The sequence below is a fragment of the Paenibacillus sp. MMO-58 genome (assembly GCF_037146255.1).
Taxonomy (GTDB): Bacteria; Bacillota; Bacilli; order Paenibacillales; family Paenibacillaceae; genus Pristimantibacillus.
The window spans coordinates 863824-880428 of the sequence record NZ_JBBCVY010000001.1; the positions used below are offsets into that span (position 1 = coordinate 863824).

Consider the following 16605-nt stretch of genomic DNA (forward strand, 5'->3'; position numbering starts at 1 on the left):
CGCGTTCGTTATGGACACCTGTACGGAATAAAAGCACATATTTTTCGATCGGGCTGGAAAAGGTAGGCTTATGGGCTGACATTTGTCCCTAAAGTTTCATACAACATAGTAGATAGTGCGCCACATTCCAGGAGGGGTAGCTAATGATTATCGGCGTTCCGAAGGAAATTAAATCGAGCGAGTACCGTGTTGCGCTTACCCCGGCGGGCGTAACCATGCTGAAGGCGGCAGGCCATAAGGTGATTGTGGAGACGAAAGCCGGCGAAGGAAGCGGATTTGAGGATCGGGATTACGAGTATGAAGGTGCGGAGATTCGAGGGGACGCATCGGAGGTATGGAGAGAAGCGGATATGATCATGAAGGTCAAGGAGCCGCTTAAGGAAGAATACGCCTATTTTCGCGAAGGATTGATATTGTTCACGTATTTGCATCTTGCCGCAGCACCCGAGCTTACGCGAGCATTGATGGACAGCGGTGTAACGGGGATTGCTTACGAGACGATTCAGCTCGCAAACGGAAGCCTGCCCTTGTTAACGCCAATGAGCGAAGTGGCGGGACGCATGTCCGTACAGGTGGGTTCGCAGTTTCTTGAAGCTTTTAACGGCGGCAGGGGCGTATTGTTGGGAGGCGTTCCGGGGGTACCGCCAGCTGAGGTCGTTATTATTGGCGGTGGAATTGTAGGAACCAACGCAGCCAAGATAGCATTAGGCATGGGCGCTAACGTTGTGATTTTGGAAAAAAGCACAGACCGCATGAGATACCTGGATGATGTGTTCGGAGGACGGCTCCGGACGGTCATGTCGAGTCCCTATAATATTGCGGAAGCTGTTGGAAAAGCGGATCTACTGATTGGAGCGGTCTTGATACCGGGAGCAAAAGCGCCGCATCTGGTTACGGAAACGATGGTGCAATCCATGAAAAAAGGCTCGGTTATTGTCGATGTCGCGGTTGACCAAGGCGGGTCGATTGCAACCGTTGACCGGCCAACCACGCACAAGGATCCCATCTATATCAAGCATGGCGTGGTCCATTATGCGGTCGCCAATATTCCGGGTGCCGTTCCGCGCACGTCCACCTTTGCTTTAACGAATGTTACGATGCCGTATGCGCTTGATCTTGCAAGCCGGGGATGGGGGGCGATTAGAAGCAGTGTGCCGCTGCAGAAAGGCGTCAACACTCACAGGGGCACTGTCACCTATGAGCCTGTCGCAGAGGCTTCGGGACTCCCGTACACTCCCCTGCAACGCTGGCTGGACAGCATCGCTTTCGACAATCTGGAGCCCTGACTTTAGGCGAGCTAGGCGTGATTAAAGGCATAACCACAATTCCTCCTTCATAAATTGTTACGGATGGACAACCGTAAAAATAAAGGAGGAAGGCAGATGGTCCTCTCCCTGCGCAGATGGTTAAGCCGTATCTTGTTTGTTGTGATATTCACCTTGTTGCTTCTGATCGTGACGGGCAGCTATCGCTGGCTGGTTGACGTGATTGCGCCCGTCCACCCTTATAGAGAGCCTAAAGGGGCTGCGTTGAAGGTTTTTCAGGCTGATGCGGAGAAAGGGAGCATTACGGATCGGCTGAGATGGTTTTATTGGTATGGGGAATGATATAACCTGTTATAAAATAAAAGCGAAAAAGCAGGATTTGAACGGCCGGTTGTGGAATAGTTGTTTAGCAGGATAACTTGCCCGCAGACAAGGGCCATAGTCCTATGGCCTTGATCATCCTTCTGGAACGAAAGGAACCGGCATGAAAGCTCAAGTAGAATCCTTTATACAATATTTAATGAACGAGCGCGCCTTATCCAGCAGTACGCTGGAGTCTTACGGACGCGACTTGCAAGGCTTGCTCGACTATCTGGAACAGCAATCGATTGCGAATGTGGCCGACGTAGGGCGTCACCATTTGTCGCATTATTTACTGCGTCTGAAAGAAAGCGGACGCAAGGCTTCGACGGTATCGCGGCATATCGCGTCCATACGCGCCTTTTTTCATTATTTGGCGGTAAACGGTTATATTCAGCTTAATCCCGCCATCTACATAGAGTCCCCCAAGCAGGAAAAGAAAGAACCAAGCGTGCTGTCGATGGAGAACGCCGGCCAACTGCTTGAAACGCCTCAGTCGGTTACGGCTGCCGGGAAGCGGGACAAAGCGATGCTGGAGCTCCTGTATGCTACCGGGATTCGGGTGTCCGAGCTGATTTCGCTAAATGTGGACAGCGTAAATTCGCAATTAAACATCATTCGGTGCGTAGGCAGCGGCATGAAAGAACGGATCATCCCGTTTGGGCGAATGGCGGCAGCTGCCCTTGACGATTATTTGGCGAATGGCAGAGCGGAGCTGCTCCGGCAATCGGAGGACGAGCCCGCTTTGTTCCTCAATCAGCTTGGTACCCGGATGACGAGGCAGGGCTTCTGGAAGATGGTTAAGAAATACGCGAAGGAAGCCGGAATTTCCGAAGAGATTACACCGCATACCCTTCGCCATTCGTTTGCTGCGCATCTGCTGGAGAACGGGGCTGATCTCCGGGCCGTCCAGGAGCTGCTTGGCCATGCGGACATTTCGACCACCCAGCGTTACACGAAGGTCTCCAAGGTGAAAATGAAGGATATCTATTCGAATGCCCATCCCCGGGCTTGATTTACAAGAATTGCAACCAAAAGCGTGTTGCAATTCTTTAGGTTTACGCTTACGAAGCAAGAATTGCAACCAAAAGCGTGTTGCAATTCTTTTTAGGAGGATACCCATGAAATTTGATCGTATTGCAGTAATCGTATTAGACAGCGTCGGCATCGGCGAATTGCCGGATGCGCCGTCCTTCGGAGACAGCGGTTCCCATACGCTAGGCCATATTATCGAACGCGTGCCTTCCATTCAGCTTCCGAACCTGCGCCGCTGGGGACTTGACCGGATTGCCGATCTGGCGGACTGGAAGCCGGAAGGGAAAGCAGCCGCTTATTATGGCAAAATGGCTGAAGTCTCGGTTGGCAAAGACACCATGACCGGTCATTGGGAACTGATGGGGCTTAATATTACCGTACCGTTCCAGACGTTTCCGGAAGGCTTTCCGGCCGAATTGATTCAGGCGTTCGAAGAACGTACCGGCCGCAAGGTGATTGGCAACAAGCCGGCCAGCGGCACCGAGATCCTGGATGAGCTAGGCGCCGAGCAGATGGAGACAGGGGCATGGATCGTTTATACGTCCGCCGACAGCGTGTTCCAGATTGCGGCTCACGAGGACGTTATTCCGCTCGAGGAGCTGTACCGCGGCTGCGAGATCGCCCGTGAATTAACGATGGACGAGCGGTTTGCCGTGGGACGGGTTATCGCCAGGCCGTATCTCGGTTCACCCGGCGCCTTCAAGCGTACGCCTAACCGTCACGATTATGCGGTAAAACCGCCCGAGCCTACCGTCCTGAACCTGCTGAAGGATAACGGGCTCGACACCATCGCCATCGGCAAGATTAACGATATCTTTGACGGCGAAGGCATTGCGGCAACAACGTCGACCAAAAGCAATGCCGACGGAATTGCACGTACGGTTGAAGCGTTGAAAAGGCCGTTCAAAGGCTTGTTGTTCACCAATCTTGTGGATTTTGATTCTTTGTACGGACACCGGCGCGATCCGGAAGGGTACGCGAAAGCTCTGGAGGAGTTCGACCGTGCGGTTCCGGAGCTCGAAAGCACGCTTGGAGAACGGGACCTATTGATCGTTACAGCCGATCACGGCAATGATCCAACCCATCCCGGAACCGATCATACACGCGAATACGTACCGATTCTGCTATACAGCCCTGCATTCGCAAATCCGGAGCGGCTTGACACAAGAGCAACCTTCTCGGATCTAGGCGCTACAATTGCCGGCAATTTCGGCGTGCCGACACCGCCAAACGGCGCAAGCTTCTTAAGCTTGCTGAAGACAAAAGAGTAATAAGGATTAAGAGGAGGAACTAACGATGAGTTTAACTACAATGACAGCAGCGCAGATTAAAGAGGCTGCTTCCTTTATCGCCGGCAAAGTACAGGTGAAGCCGGAGATTGGCTTGATTATGGGCTCCGGCCTTGGCGTGCTTGGCGATCATATCGAAAACCCGGTTACGATCGACTACAGCGAGATTCCGCATTTCCCGGTTTCTACGGTTGAAGGCCATGCGGGAGAGCTGGTAGTCGGAACCTTATCCGGCAGAGCGGTAGTGCTTATGCGCGGCAGATTCCATATGTACGAAGGATACGGACCGGAGCTGACGGCATTTCCTGTTCGCGTCATGAAGGCGCTTGGCGTGTCGTCCTTGCTGGTAACAAATGCTGCAGGCGGCGTGAATCTCGGTTATGAGGCAGGCAACCTGATGTTGATCTCCGACCATCTGAACATGACGGGTAAAAACCCGCTGATCGGTCCTAACGATAATGAGCTAGGCGTAAGATTTCCCGACATGTCCGAGGCCTACAGCAAGCGTCTGCGCGCGATTGCCCGCGAAACGGCGGCTAAACAAGGCCTTAAGCTGCAAGAAGGCGTTTACGCAGGCCTGCTTGGGCCAACGTACGAGACGCCTGCCGAAATTCGCATGCTGCGCGTATTAGGTGCGGATGCTGTCGGCATGTCGACTGTTGCTGAAGTCATTGCTGCCCGCCATTCCGGCATTGAAGTTCTCGGTATTTCCTGTATCAGCAATATGGCGGCAGGGGTGCTTGACCAGCCATTGTCGCATGCCGAGGTTATGGAAACGACGGAACGCGTAAAAACTGAATTTTTGGCGCTGGTGAAGGAAGTTATCCGACTTTTTTAGTAGATCTTTGTAATAAAAATGTAACAATTGACTCGACGGAATATGACAGTATTTGATGGCGAGCTCGTCGTATAATGTCCATGATTATGCGATGATGGAGTGGAGATAAAGTGGACAAGCTATTACTCGTCGAAATCGAGCAACTTAGAGGGAAAATGGTTGAAAAAGCAATGAAAAAGAAAACATTTGTACATCGTGAGGTGCTCCAGCTGAGCCAAATGCTGGACGAACTGATCGTTCGGCAACAAATGCTGCGAGCGCATTCTAATAAATGACTGCGCGGCAGAAACGGAGTGAATAACATGCGAGCAGTAGATCTAATACAAAAGAAGCGGGACGGCGGAGAGCTGACTGCAAAAGAATTGACGTTTCTGGTGGATGGCTATTGCGATGGGGACATTCCGGATTATCAGATGTCGGCTTGGGCTATGGCGGTACTCTTTCGGGGGATGACCCCGGCCGAGACGGCGGCACTTACGCTTGCCATGGCGAATTCGGGAGACCAGGTAGATCTGGCTCCGATTGCGGGAGTAAAGGTGGACAAGCATAGCACGGGCGGTGTAGGCGACAAAACAACGCTGATTATTGCCCCGCTTGTCGCATCCGTTGGTGTTCCGGTTGCCAAAATGTCCGGCAGAGGACTTGGCCATACCGGAGGAACTATTGATAAATTGGAATCGATTGCAGGCTTCCAGACAGAGCTGACGAGGGAGAAATTCCTAGAACAAGTGAATGAGCTTGGATTGTCGGTTATCGGACAAAGCGGAAATCTGGCACCGGCGGACAAAAAGCTGTACGCGCTGCGGGATGTGACGGCTACCGTCGAATCCATTCCGTTAATAGCGAGCTCTGTCATGAGCAAGAAGATCGCGGCCGGTGCCGATGCCATCGTGCTGGATGTGAAGACGGGAAGCGGCGCTTTTATGAAGACCGTGGATGATTCCGAGAAGCTGGCCCAGGCTATGGTAGAGATCGGTACCCAGGTCGGCCGGCAGACGGCTGCCGTCATCAGCGATATGGATCAGCCCCTTGGCTTCGCTATCGGCAATGCGCTGGAAGTCCGGGAGGCTATTGAAACGCTGCAGGGCAACGGTCCCGCCGATCTTACCGAATTATGTCTTACCTTGGGCGCGCATATGGTTGTTCTTGGCGGAAAAGCTTCGACGGTTGCAGAAGCGAGAGGGCTCCTTCAAAGCAAGCTTGATAATGGTGAGGCCCTCGCCAAATTCAAGCAGTTTGTTGCCGCTCAGGGCGGGGATGTATCGGTCGTAGATGACGTTAATCGGTTACCGCAGGCTGCGGAGCTAGTAGAGGTAAAAGCCTCTTCCGCAGGGTTTATCGCCGCGATCGATGCGGAAGAGCTTGGAATCGCAGCGATGCTGCTGGGTGCCGGACGGGCAACGAAGGATGCGTCTATAGACTATTCCGTCGGCATCACGATCCGCAAGAAAGTTGGAGATTCGGTAAGCGAAGGCGACACGCTTGCCGTGCTTCATACGCGCGCCCAGGATTCTACCGTGGAGGAAGTAATAGATAAAGTCCGCGAAGCTTACACGGTAGCGGCTGATAAGCCTGAGGAACGTCCGCTTCTCTTGTCCGTTGTTACGGCAGAAGGAACGGAGCGCTACTAGTCCCATTTCATATACCGCCGTACTCCCTTAAGGAGTACGGCGTTTTTTGTTGTGTTTGCAATTTCGCAATCGATTTCCGTGGAATAATTTTCATGAAAGAGGTCAAGACTGGAGAAGACAATATAGCCCAATTGCGGTGTAAAACTTATGCGACAAAAACCGCATCATCTTTGAAGGAGACCTGCACATGAAAAAAGTTTGTACGAAGCTGTTCATTCTATTCGCTGCATTTGCCCTAACCGCAATGCCAGCTGCTGCTAATGCCAATGCCGTAACTAGCGCGAAAGAGCCCGTTCCCGGTGCTCAAGGCCAACAGCAGCAGACCGCATCGCTTGATCTAGCACCTTCAGCTCGTTCCGCGGTCCTGATGGACGCGGACAGCGGAACCGTTATTTACGAGAAGGACAGCAACGTCAAGCTTCCTCCGGCGAGCATTACGAAGGTCATGACGATGCTGCTGATCATGGAAGCATTGGACGACGGGAAGATCAAATTGACCGACAAGGTGCCAACTAGCGAATACGCGGCATCTATGGGCGGTTCTCAAATTTTCCTGGAACCCGGTGAAGAAATGACGGTTGACGAAATGCTGAAAGGGATCGCGATGGCTTCCGGCAACGATGCCTCTGTTGCCATGGCGGAAAAGCTCGCGGGAACCGAGCAGCAGTTTGTTGTGATGATGAATGAGAAAGCGCAGCAGCTTGGCTTGCAAAATACGCATTTTGCCAACTGTAATGGGCTGCCGGCTGCTGATCATTACACCTCAGCGCATGATATTGCCGTCATGTCGCGCGAGCTGCTGAAGCATTCCGAGATTACGAAATATACCGGGTCCTACCAGGATTATTTGCGCAAATCATCGGAGAAACCGTTCTGGCTCGTGAATACGAACAAGCTTGTAAGGTTCTACAGCGGTGCCGACGGTCTCAAAACAGGCTTCACGAATGAAGCGAAGTTCTGTTTAACGGCAACGGCTAAACGGGATAACCTGCGGGTGATCGCGGTTGTAATGGGCGAGCCAAACACCAAAACAAGAAATGCCGAAGTATCGCAGATGCTGGACTTCACATTCGCGCAATATATGACCCATCCGATCTTCAAAGAAGGGGACGCGATGGGAACGATCAAGGTCGAGAAGGGCGCAGTGCGGGAAATACCGCTTGTTGCGAAGCATCCTTATAGCATTTTGCTCAAAAAAGGAGCGGCTACGCAGGATATCCGTTACGAGCTGCAAATCAATGAACCGCTTAAAGCGCCGGTTGCGATCGGACAATCCATCGGCAAGCTTGTCGTCTATCAGGGAGACCAAGTTGTGAAGGAGTTCCCGGTAGACGCGCCTCAGTCGATTGATAAAGCCGGTTGGTTCAAACTGCTTAAACGTTCCTTCGGGGGGCTTTTCTCTTAGCGCATTTTGTCAGCTTCTAGCGCTTCTCTTCTAGTTTTGTCGCCGTGCAGGAAACCCGGGGATTCGCGGAGAAATCGTAGTGCGATCCAATAGCGAAGCCCAAAGGAGTTGAACGGCGATAATGAGTCTGCAAGCAGAACTGGAGCATTACCGTAATGTATTGATCGTGCGTCTCCGCGGAGAACTTGACCATCATACGGCGGATATTGTCCGCAATAAGATGGAGGCGGAGATCATGAGAGGGGAAAGCCACCACATTATTCTAAGCCTGAAGGATCTGCAGTTTATGGACAGCTCCGGATTAGGCGTCATTTTGGGCAGATACAAGCAGATTCGCAGCAAAGGCGGCAAAATGGTCGTATGCGACGTGAACCCGAGTGTCTACCGCTTGTTTGAAATGTCGGGCTTGTTTAAGATAATGAGCATTTACGACAATGAAAGAATGGCGATTTCTAGTCTGGAGGTGGTCTCGTAATGGGACGCAACGAAATGACGTTATCCTTTAGCGCCCGGTCGGAAAATGAGGCTTTTGCCCGTATTGCGGTGGCATCTTTCGTGTCGCAGCTGGACCCGACGCTTGAAGAACTGAACGATTTGAAGACGGCTGTGTCTGAAGCGGTTACGAATTCGATTATTCACGGTTATGACAGCGATCCTGCCGGCAAGGTAACCATTGAAGCCTCCATTGACGGCGACGTCGTTTCCATTGCGATTTGGGATAATGGCAAGGGGATCGAGGACTTGGAGCTGGCGCGTCAGCCGCTTTTCACCTCTAAGCCGGAAATGGAACGTTCGGGCATGGGTTTCACGATTATGGAAAATTTCATGGACCGTTTCGAAGTAACCAGTGAGCTGGGCCAAGGTACGCGGGTAGCGATGCTTAAGCGTATTGAATCGAAAAAAGCGCTGTATAACTAGCGTATAGGGGTTGAACCTCATGGATGTCGATTTGAAGCAAACGGCTCAGCCGTATTTGGATGATGCGGAAGTCAAACGCTTGATAGCGTTAAGTCAATCCGGCGACACGATCGCCCGGGATACGCTTGTTCAATGTAACATAAGATTGGTTTGGTCAGTCGTGCAGCGGTTCATTAACCGCGGTTACGAGCCGGAGGATTTGTTCCAAATCGGGTGTATCGGGCTGCTGAAGTCCGTCGATAAATTCGACCTGTCCTATGACGTGAAATTCTCTACCTACGCGGTGCCGATGATTATCGGCGAGATTCAGCGCTTTTTGCGTGATGACGGTACGCTTAAGGTCAGTCGTTCACTCAAGGAGACGGCGAATAAGGTTCGGAAAATGAAGGATGAGCTGTCCAAGACGCTTGGCCGTCTTCCGACGGTCAGCGAAGTGGCGGATCGACTTGGCATTACTCCGGAGGATGTGGTCTTCGCGCAGGAAGCGAACAAGCCGCCGACTTCCATTCACGAAACCGTATTCGAGAATGACGGCGACCCGATTACCTTGATGGATCAAATAGCGGACGACTCCCAAGAGCGCTGGTTCGACAAGCTTGCCTTGATCGAAGCGATTGAGGGCTTGAGCGAGCGCGAGCGTCTGATCGTATACTTACGTTACTATAGGGATAAAACCCAATCCGAAGTCGCCAGCCGCTTGGGGATATCCCAGGTTCAGGTGTCGAGGTTGGAGAAGAAAATTTTGCAGTCTATACGAGAACAGATCGCGCAATAGTTGCGATTTGTTCTTCGTAAAACGAGAACAGATCGCGCAATAACTGCGCAAAAAGACCAAATGGCCGCAGCCTTTTCAAGGTGCTGCAAAGCCATTTGGTCTTTTCTTTTTTGTCTCGCTGCAGCGGACAACCTTATCTCCATGCTCCTGCAGCTTGGCTTCAAACGCGGTTTTATTCCGCTCGAAATCGCTTGTCCACTTGAACATCATACGGAGCATATGAAGATCAGGCTTGTAATGACAAGGCTCCAGACCAAGCTTTTGTTTCAAGAAGCGGGATACGATTCTCCAGCGCCGTACCTTGAGCGGCGTATCCACAAAAATAATCTTCTCCGCCATCTGGTAAAGGAATTGGTAGGAGTCCCGGTCTGTCCCTTCCAATATCCATGATCCGTTACGGTCGATGTCCATAATGATTTGAAGCTGCTCTTCGGCCGTCCGCTTCGATCTCCCCGATTCAGTGCGATGATGAGCAATAGCATCAAGCTCATACCAGGGAATACGAAGCTGCTCGGATAATTGCTTGGCCAGCGTCGTTTTGCCGCTTGCCACGATGCCGACAATAAATATTTTGTTCATTCCCGTTCCTTCCCCAAATGGTTCAAAAAACAAAAGTTGTTGATGCTCTTTACTAATTCCATCCGGCTAAGGTTAATCCTTTCGGGGGTTTCAATTTTTTACCTCTATAAGCATGACTATCCGATATCTCCTTTTCTCATACTAACAGGGAAGTAAACCCTTAGCGGTAGCAAAGGAATGATGACAGATGGACGCAACTGAGCCATCCGCCCTCTATCTGCGACTAAAGAAGAAAGTAAGTATCCGGCCGGAGCGCAGCGTAACGCTGGGACAGGTGTCCAGGCTGCTGGCGCCTAACGAGAAGCTGGAACAGGAGCTTAGCGAGCTTGTGCTGTACCGCCATCACAAGGGGGACGGTAACCGGGTTGTCATTGATCTGCTTCAGATCGTGCGGGTAGTTAGGGAAGCGGCTCCTCAGCTGTCTGTGGAAGCTTACGGCGATCCGCAGGTACTTATCATGATATCTGCCAAACCGCAGAAGCCGCGTATTGCCGTGCTTATTTTCGCCTGGCTTCTGCTCTTTTTCGGAGCGGGACTCGCGATTATGAACTTCCACACGGATGTGAGCATGAAGGAGGTTCATATTCGGATCGTCGAGCTTCTGACCGGCAAGCGGACCGATCACCCTTTATGGTTCCAGATCCCGTATTCAATCGGAATTGGCCTAGGCATGATTCTGTTTTTTAACCATCTCTTCAAGAAACGGTTCAACGAAGAGCCCAATCCTCTGGAGGTGGAGTTGTATACGTATCAGGAAAATGTAAATGCCTACGTTATCGCGGACGAGATGCGCAAAAAAAACCGCCAGTACGGAGAGCGGTGCGATGACGATGAGTGATTGGCTGATGCATATATTCGTGATGCTGCTCGGTCTTTCCGGAGGGCTTGCGGTAGGGAGCGGACTGGTCGCGTTTCTGATCATACTCGATCTTATCCCTCGGCTTGCCCAGATGGCTTACGCCTATCGCGTATCCGTGTGGTTCGAGACGGCTGTTATTTGCGGTTCCATGTACTGGACGTTCGCTGATTTTATGGATTGGCGATTAATGCTGCCGAAGGCGATTATTCTGACGATTTCCGGTCTGATGACCGGCATGTTCGTCGGCATGCTGGCAGGAGCATTAACGGAAGTGATGAACGTGCTGCCTATTTTGGCGAAACGAATGAATCTATCCGATTATCTGGTTGGTCTAGTGATGGCAATGGTGCTGGGCAAAACACTGGGTTCTTTGTTTGATTGGCTGTATTTCCAGTGGTAGCAAATAAAACAGACACGAAAGGTTGATGACGATGACGGACCGGGAGAAGGACAGGGAGAAGGACCGGGAACATGCGAACGGGGCACCCCCGTTTATGTACATACCGGAAGCGCAAAAAAACGAAGAGCAAGGAATGGCGATCCCAACGCCTCCTTTTGAAATAACGAAAAGGAATTCGACGCCAGAGCAGATCATCACGAGGAAAGATAAACCGGATGGTAAGGATGATGCTATCCCGGGCGATCTGGACGAGGTCTACATACGGCTGGAGAACGAGGTGGGGTATAAAGTAAGCTTCGATATCGTCGTGCGGGAAATGACGTTTGGAGAGAGACGTGTGGCCTTTTTCTACATGAATGGCCTCGCCAAGGATACGATCCTGACCGAGATTCTCAAACGGCTCACTTATTTGCAGCCCGACGACGTTACGGGCGATGCCTTTCATAATTTCTTGCATTTGTATGTGCCTGCCGCGCAGGTGGAGAAGAAGGATAAATGGGATGAAATGCTGACCTTCGTCTTATCCGGAGCCACCGCGATGTTTATTGACAAAGAACCGCATGCCATCATTATCGATGCCAAGGCCTTCCCGGCGCGCAATCCGGAGGAGCCGACACTTGAACGCGTTGTGCGCGGCAGCCGGGACGGCTTTGTGGAAACCATGATGATGAACGTCTCGCTTGTCCGCAGACGCCTCCGTGATCCGCAGCTTCGTTATGAGCTTGTCAGGGTTGGAGAAAGGACGCAATCCGATATTTGTATTGCCTATATCAATGATCTGGCTGATCCGGAGCTGGTCAAATCGATCAAGGACAAAATCGAACTCGTGCATATAGACGGTCTGCCGCTCGCGGATAAGCAATTGGAGGAAGCAACCGTGCAAAGGGGCTGGAATCCTTTTCCGCTTGTCAGATACTCCGAACGTCCCGATGTTGTCGCCGCACATCTGCTGGAAGGCTCCGTTGTGGTGTTTGTGGATACTTCGCCAAGCGCGATGATACTGCCGACTACCTTTTTTGATCTGATCCAGCATGCAGAGGAAAACAGGCAGACTCCGTTTATCGGAACGTACCTGCGATGGGTCCGTTTTCTCGGGATATTCTCTTCTATATTCCTGCTTCCGCTATGGCTTTTGTTCGTTGTGCACCCGGAGCTGAAGCCGCAGGCGCTTGCTTTCCTAGGGCCTGAGAAAATCGGCAAGCTGCCGCTTATCGTGCAGTTTCTGATCGTGGAAGTAGGCGTTGATCTCATGAGGCTGGCCTCGGTTCATACGCCGTCGACGCTGGCGACCGCCGTCTCCCTCGTTGCTGCCATCATGGTAGGCGATATTGCGGTCAAGACCGGGCTCTTCATCAATGAAGTTATTCTATACATGGCAATTGCAGCTGTGGGAATGTTCGCCACGCCAAGCTATGAGCTTGGGCTTGCCAACCGGATAGTGAGGCTTGTGCTGATCATTGCCGTCTCCATGTTTAACGCGCCGGGGTTTGTTATTGCGACAACCGCGATTCTGATGATGCTGAGCATGCAGCGTTCGTTCAACCGCCCGTATATGTGGCCGTTTATTCCTTTTGATTACAGGGCGATGTGGAACATCATCGTGAGGAAGCCGGTGCTCAAAAACCGTACTCGTCCCAACCTGCTTCGCCCGCAGCAAAGCGACAAAATGCCGAGGACAGAATAGAGACCAAGAAATACAAATCAAATGTGAATTTATCCATTTCTCTCAAGAGTAGATTGCGATATACTGTGGCTATTGGTGCAAATCGTAATCAACTTCTATTACGTTCCTGTAGTAGATATCTGAGGGGGAGCATAATTCGTGTACTTACATGGCACAAGCAAAATTAATGCCCAGGGACATTTGGAGATTGGCGGAGTTGATGTAACGGATTTAGCGAAAGAGTACGGCACGCCGCTCTACATTGTCGACGAGACGCTTATTCGTCAACGGGCGAATGAATACGTATCCGCATTTAAGGAATCCGGCCTGAAATTCCAGGTTGCCTACGCTAGCAAAGCGTTCTCGGTTATGGCGATGTGCGCTATTGCCGATCAAGAGGGCTTGTCGCTCGACGTTGTATCCGACGGAGAGCTGTATACTGCTCTGCAAGCAGGCTTTCCTGCAGCCCGCATCCATTTTCACGGTAACAACAAAACGCCGGACGAAATCAACATGGCGCTGGACGCCAATATCGGGTGCTTCGTTGTAGACAACTTTGTCGAGCTGCACCTGCTGAACGCGCTTGCGGCAGACAAAGGCAAAAAAGTAAAAATCCTGTTCCGTATTACGCCGGGCGTAGAAGCGCATACGCATGAATATATTTCGACTGGCCAGGAAGACTCGAAGTTTGGCTTTGACCTCGGCAACGGCGCCGCGAAGCAGGCCATTCAGGAAGCACTTCAGCTTTCGAATCTCGAAATTTTGGGCGTTCATTCCCATATCGGTTCCCAGATTTTCGAAGTCGACGGTTTCCGCATGGCGGTTGACAAGGTTGTGGCTTTCGCCGTTCAAATCCGCGACGAGCTGGGACTAAGCTTCAAGGTGATCAACCTTGGCGGCGGCTTTGGCATCCGTTACGTGGAAGGCGATACTCCGCTTCCGGTAGCTCAATACGTGGCTGCCATTACCGACGCGGTTATTTCGAATTTCTCCGCCGCAAACTTCCCGCTGCCTGAAATTTGGGTTGAGCCGGGACGCAGTATCGTAGGCGATGCGGGCACAACTCTGTATACCGTCGGCACAATGAAAGATATTCCGGGCGTTCGCAAATATATCGCGGTGGACGGCGGCATGATGGATAATCCTCGTCCGGCTCTGTATCAATCCCGTTACGAAGCGATTCTGGCGAATCGCGCGAACGAAGCCAATACGGAAACCGTTACAATCGCGGGCAAAGCTTGCGAGAGCGGCGACAAGCTTATTATCGACCTTGAGCTGCCAAAAGCGGAAACGGGCGACCTGCTTGCCGTATCCTGCACAGGCGCTTATAACTACTCGATGGCGAGCAACTACAACCGTTTCCGCCGTCCTGCCGTTGTCTTCGTAAAAGACGGCCAATCCGACCTCGTTGTGCAGCGCGAATCGCTCGAAAATATCGTCGGCAACGACGTAATTCCGGCAAGACTTCTCAAATCGCTTGCTAAGTGAGGGAGATTTTTGGTAACGTAGTCTTATTCGACATAGAAAGGTAGATGTTAGACATGGCTAAACAAGCAAAAATCACACTTGAGAACGGCGCAGAGGTTATTCTCGATCTGTTCGACCAAGATGCTCCAAATACGGTAGCAAACTTCGAAAAACTTGCAAACGAAGGCTTCTATAACGGCGTGGTATTCCACCGCGTTATCCCTGGTTTCGTTGCGCAAGGCGGCTGCCCTAACGGCACAGGCACTGGCGGTCCTGGCTACACCATCAACTGCGAGATCAACCCGAACAAGCATGAACGCGGTACTCTCGCTATGGCACACGCAGGCCGTAACACAGGCGGAAGCCAATTCTACATCTGCTATCAGCCACAGCCTCATCTTGACGGCCAACATACCGTTTTTGGCAAAGTTGCTAAAGGCATGGAGCATGTTGACGCGTTCAAAGGACGCGATAAAATGCAAAAGGTTGAAGTTTACGAAGTTTAATGTTAAGATACTAACAAATTTATAGTTTGTGGCTTACCTTCGGGGCAGGGTGAAAATCCCAACCGGCGGTGATCGAGCGGCGCTTGCACAACAGGAATCACCTGCGTGCGGCGCTTACTCGTCAGTCCGTGACCCGGGCCATCCCATGCAAGAGCGATTCATCGCATTGCGCGGGAAGGAACGGTGGACCTGGTGCAAATCCGGGACCGACAGTATAGTCTGGATGGGAGAAGGGGACACATTTGATGCGTTTGCGTATGAGCGTTCATGCTTATTTTTCTTGTGCTTATTTTCACAAGAGAGATAGGTTTGTTTGAAATATAAGAAAGTATACATTCTTTATATTTTTATACTGGACTTATATTTCATCCGCGAAACGTTGCGGTTCCAAAATTGGGACTGCAGGGACGTTTGCGTTTGAACAGTTTCTTTTTGCAAGCATGAAATGGTTATTTTTCCCACCCCCGTTGGCTAAGCTGGCTAATGGGGGTGTTTTGCATTTTATGGAAATTTTAAACGATTCGTATTATATGAGTCTTGCTCTTGAACTAGCCGGCAAAGCCTCCGGGCAGACCGGCATTAATCCGGTTGTTGGCTGCGTTGTCGTGAAGGATGGACGCATTATTGGCGTTGGTACCCACCTTAAGCGGGGAACAGGTCATGCAGAGGTACACGCGCTGCAGATGGCCGGCGACGAAGCGGAAGGGGCAACGGTGTATGTAACGCTAGAGCCGTGCAGCCATTACGGCAAAACACCGCCATGCTGCGAGCGCATTATTAATGCGAAGGCTGCTCGCGTAGTTGTGGCGACAACGGATCCCAATCCGCAAGTTGCGGGCAGAGGGATCGCGCGTCTCCGGGAGGAAGGCATCGAGGTCGAGGTTGGACTGCTTGAGGAGCAATCCCGGAGCATGAACGAGAAATTCAACAAGTACATTACGTCCCGGCTGCCTTACGTAACGCTGAAGACGGCAAGCACGCTGGATGGCAAAATCGCTTCCCATACGGGAGACAGCCGATGGATTACGGGCTCAGCCGCACGCGAACAGGTGCATACGCTGCGCCACCAGCACGAGGCGATTATGGTGGGCATCGGGACTTTGCTGGCGGATGATCCTCAGCTTACGACCCGAGCGGCAGTTCCGGCGATTCATCCGGTTCGGATTATTGTGGACAGCAAGCTTCGGCTGCCGCTGGACGCAAGGATAGTGACGGACGGCTTATCCCGCACGATTGTACTCGCATCCGCGAAGGCTGATCCGGCGCGCGAAAAGGCACTGACCGATGCCGGCATTGAAGTCATCCGATGCGGCGACGGAGAACAGGTTGATCTGGCTGAAGCGATGCGCAAGCTTGGCGAGCTGGAGATCGGTTCGATTTTGCTGGAGGGCGGCGGCAAGCTTAACGGCGCTATGCTGGCAGCCGGATTGATCGATAAGATTATGATCTACATGGCAACCAAGATTATCGGCGGATTTGACTCTCCCGGCACCTTTACGTTCGCCGGGTTCGAGAAGATGTCGCAGGCCATTGAACTGGACAATGTGAAGGTGGAAATGGCAGGAGAAGATATTTGCATATCGGGATATCCGGTATACGGTAATGAATAGATTGG

Annotated in this window: 18 protein-coding genes and 1 riboswitch; of the genes, 17 read left to right on the forward strand and 1 reads right to left on the reverse strand. The window is 51.7% G+C overall.

The window, feature by feature from the left end:
- Positions 1–143 precede the first annotated feature (143 nt).
- The 11 genes from ald to sigF all read left to right on the forward strand — a co-directional run bounded on the left by ald (position 144) and on the right by sigF (position 9516).
- Positions 144–1286, forward strand: a complete 1143-nt coding sequence (gene ald / locus WFJ73_RS03935; RefSeq protein ID WP_336771793.1) for an alanine dehydrogenase — start codon at positions 144–146, stop codon at positions 1284–1286.
- Between the two features lie 96 nt (positions 1287–1382).
- Positions 1383–1607: a YqzK family protein gene (locus tag WFJ73_RS03940; RefSeq protein ID WP_015843931.1), complete on the forward strand. Its 225-nt coding sequence runs from the start codon at positions 1383–1385 to the stop codon at positions 1605–1607.
- Positions 1608–1749: 142 nt separating this feature from the next.
- Positions 1750–2640, forward strand: coding sequence for a site-specific tyrosine recombinase XerD (gene xerD / locus WFJ73_RS03945; RefSeq protein WP_336771794.1), 891 nt, complete (start codon positions 1750–1752; stop codon positions 2638–2640).
- A 106-nt stretch (positions 2641–2746) separates the two neighbouring features.
- A complete protein-coding gene (gene deoB, locus WFJ73_RS03950; RefSeq protein WP_336771795.1) occupies positions 2747–3931 on the forward strand; it encodes a phosphopentomutase in 1185 nt (394 codons plus the stop codon).
- Between the two features lie 25 nt (positions 3932–3956).
- On the forward strand, positions 3957–4787 hold the full coding sequence (locus WFJ73_RS03955) for a purine-nucleoside phosphorylase (RefSeq protein WP_336771796.1): 831 nt from the start codon (positions 3957–3959) through the stop codon (positions 4785–4787).
- A gap of 110 nt (positions 4788–4897) precedes the next feature.
- Positions 4898–5062 (forward strand): aspartyl-phosphate phosphatase Spo0E family protein, encoded by a 165-nt coding sequence (locus WFJ73_RS03960; protein WP_336771797.1) that lies wholly within the window; start codon positions 4898–4900, stop codon positions 5060–5062.
- Positions 5063–5089: 27 nt separating this feature from the next.
- Positions 5090–6418 (forward strand): pyrimidine-nucleoside phosphorylase, encoded by a 1329-nt coding sequence (locus tag WFJ73_RS03965; protein WP_336771798.1) that lies wholly within the window; start codon positions 5090–5092, stop codon positions 6416–6418.
- 187 nt (positions 6419–6605) lie between these two features.
- The gene (locus tag WFJ73_RS03970; protein WP_336771799.1) at positions 6606–7823 is read left to right on the forward strand and encodes a D-alanyl-D-alanine carboxypeptidase family protein; all 1218 of its coding nucleotides are present in this window, start codon (positions 6606–6608) and stop codon (positions 7821–7823) included.
- A 121-nt stretch (positions 7824–7944) separates the two neighbouring features.
- A complete protein-coding gene (gene spoIIAA, locus WFJ73_RS03975; protein WP_015843938.1) occupies positions 7945–8298 on the forward strand; it encodes an anti-sigma F factor antagonist in 354 nt (117 codons plus the stop codon).
- A complete protein-coding gene (gene spoIIAB / locus WFJ73_RS03980; RefSeq protein WP_127494291.1) occupies positions 8298–8741 on the forward strand; it encodes an anti-sigma F factor in 444 nt (147 codons plus the stop codon). The genes spoIIAA and spoIIAB overlap by 1 nt, the downstream gene beginning before the upstream one ends.
- 19 nt (positions 8742–8760) lie before the next feature.
- Entirely contained in the window at positions 8761–9516 is a 756-nt protein-coding gene (sigF, locus tag WFJ73_RS03985; protein ID WP_015843940.1) for an RNA polymerase sporulation sigma factor SigF, read from the forward strand.
- Between the two features lie 75 nt (positions 9517–9591).
- Here sigF and WFJ73_RS03990 read toward each other — a convergent pair whose 3' ends face one another.
- Complete coding sequence (locus tag WFJ73_RS03990) at positions 9592–10095, reverse strand: hypothetical protein (protein ID WP_336771800.1); 504 nt, start codon at positions 10093–10095, stop codon at positions 9592–9594.
- Between the two features lie 187 nt (positions 10096–10282).
- Here WFJ73_RS03990 and WFJ73_RS03995 point away from each other — a divergent pair, with 187 nt between their 5' ends.
- From WFJ73_RS03995 to ribD, 6 genes are all read left to right on the forward strand, one after another.
- Positions 10283–10933, forward strand: coding sequence for a stage V sporulation protein AA (locus WFJ73_RS03995; RefSeq protein WP_336771801.1), 651 nt, complete (start codon positions 10283–10285; stop codon positions 10931–10933).
- Entirely contained in the window at positions 10920–11354 is a 435-nt protein-coding gene (locus WFJ73_RS04000) for a stage V sporulation protein AB (protein WP_336771802.1), read from the forward strand. Before WFJ73_RS03995 ends, WFJ73_RS04000 begins: the two co-directional genes overlap by 14 nt.
- A 25-nt stretch (positions 11355–11379) precedes the next feature.
- On the forward strand, positions 11380–13038 hold the full coding sequence (locus WFJ73_RS04005; RefSeq protein WP_336772125.1) for a spore germination protein: 1659 nt from the start codon (positions 11380–11382) through the stop codon (positions 13036–13038).
- A gap of 138 nt (positions 13039–13176) precedes the next feature.
- Entirely contained in the window at positions 13177–14505 is a 1329-nt protein-coding gene (lysA, locus tag WFJ73_RS04010; protein ID WP_336771803.1) for a diaminopimelate decarboxylase, read from the forward strand.
- A gap of 53 nt (positions 14506–14558) precedes the next feature.
- Complete coding sequence (locus tag WFJ73_RS04015) at positions 14559–14990, forward strand: peptidylprolyl isomerase (protein ID WP_127494281.1); 432 nt, start codon at positions 14559–14561, stop codon at positions 14988–14990.
- 31 nt (positions 14991–15021) lie between these two features.
- Positions 15022–15229, forward strand: a riboswitch (FMN riboswitch).
- 264 nt (positions 15230–15493) lie between these two features.
- Entirely contained in the window at positions 15494–16600 is a 1107-nt protein-coding gene (gene ribD / locus WFJ73_RS04020; RefSeq protein ID WP_336771804.1) for a bifunctional diaminohydroxyphosphoribosylaminopyrimidine deaminase/5-amino-6-(5-phosphoribosylamino)uracil reductase RibD, read from the forward strand.
- Positions 16601–16605: the final 5 nt, after the last annotated feature.

Bases quoted from the DNA above. Each gene is read 5' to 3' on its own strand.
- ald (WP_336771793.1), top strand. From the start codon at position 144: ATGATTATCGGCGTTCCGAAGGAAATTAAATCGAGCGAGTACCGTGTT.
- WFJ73_RS03940 (WP_015843931.1), top strand. From the start codon at position 1,383: ATGGTCCTCTCCCTGCGCAGATGGTTAAGCCGTATCTTGTTTGTTGTG.
- xerD (WP_336771794.1), top strand. From the start codon at position 1,750: ATGAAAGCTCAAGTAGAATCCTTTATACAATATTTAATGAACGAGCGC.
- deoB (WP_336771795.1), top strand. From the start codon at position 2,747: ATGAAATTTGATCGTATTGCAGTAATCGTATTAGACAGCGTCGGCATC.
- WFJ73_RS03955 (WP_336771796.1), top strand. From the start codon at position 3,957: ATGAGTTTAACTACAATGACAGCAGCGCAGATTAAAGAGGCTGCTTCC.
- WFJ73_RS03965 (WP_336771798.1), top strand. From the start codon at position 5,090: ATGCGAGCAGTAGATCTAATACAAAAGAAGCGGGACGGCGGAGAGCTG.
- WFJ73_RS03970 (WP_336771799.1), top strand. From the start codon at position 6,606: ATGAAAAAAGTTTGTACGAAGCTGTTCATTCTATTCGCTGCATTTGCC.
- spoIIAA (WP_015843938.1), top strand. From the start codon at position 7,945: ATGAGTCTGCAAGCAGAACTGGAGCATTACCGTAATGTATTGATCGTG.
- spoIIAB (WP_127494291.1), top strand. From the start codon at position 8,298: ATGGGACGCAACGAAATGACGTTATCCTTTAGCGCCCGGTCGGAAAAT.
- sigF (WP_015843940.1), top strand. From the start codon at position 8,761: ATGGATGTCGATTTGAAGCAAACGGCTCAGCCGTATTTGGATGATGCG.
- WFJ73_RS03990 (WP_336771800.1), bottom strand. From the start codon at position 10,095: ATGAACAAAATATTTATTGTCGGCATCGTGGCAAGCGGCAAAACGACG.
- WFJ73_RS03995 (WP_336771801.1), top strand. From the start codon at position 10,283: ATGGACGCAACTGAGCCATCCGCCCTCTATCTGCGACTAAAGAAGAAA.
- WFJ73_RS04000 (WP_336771802.1), top strand. From the start codon at position 10,920: ATGACGATGAGTGATTGGCTGATGCATATATTCGTGATGCTGCTCGGT.
- WFJ73_RS04005 (WP_336772125.1), top strand. From the start codon at position 11,380: ATGACGATGACGGACCGGGAGAAGGACAGGGAGAAGGACCGGGAACAT.
- WFJ73_RS04015 (WP_127494281.1), top strand. From the start codon at position 14,559: ATGGCTAAACAAGCAAAAATCACACTTGAGAACGGCGCAGAGGTTATT.
- ribD (WP_336771804.1), top strand. From the start codon at position 15,494: ATGGAAATTTTAAACGATTCGTATTATATGAGTCTTGCTCTTGAACTA.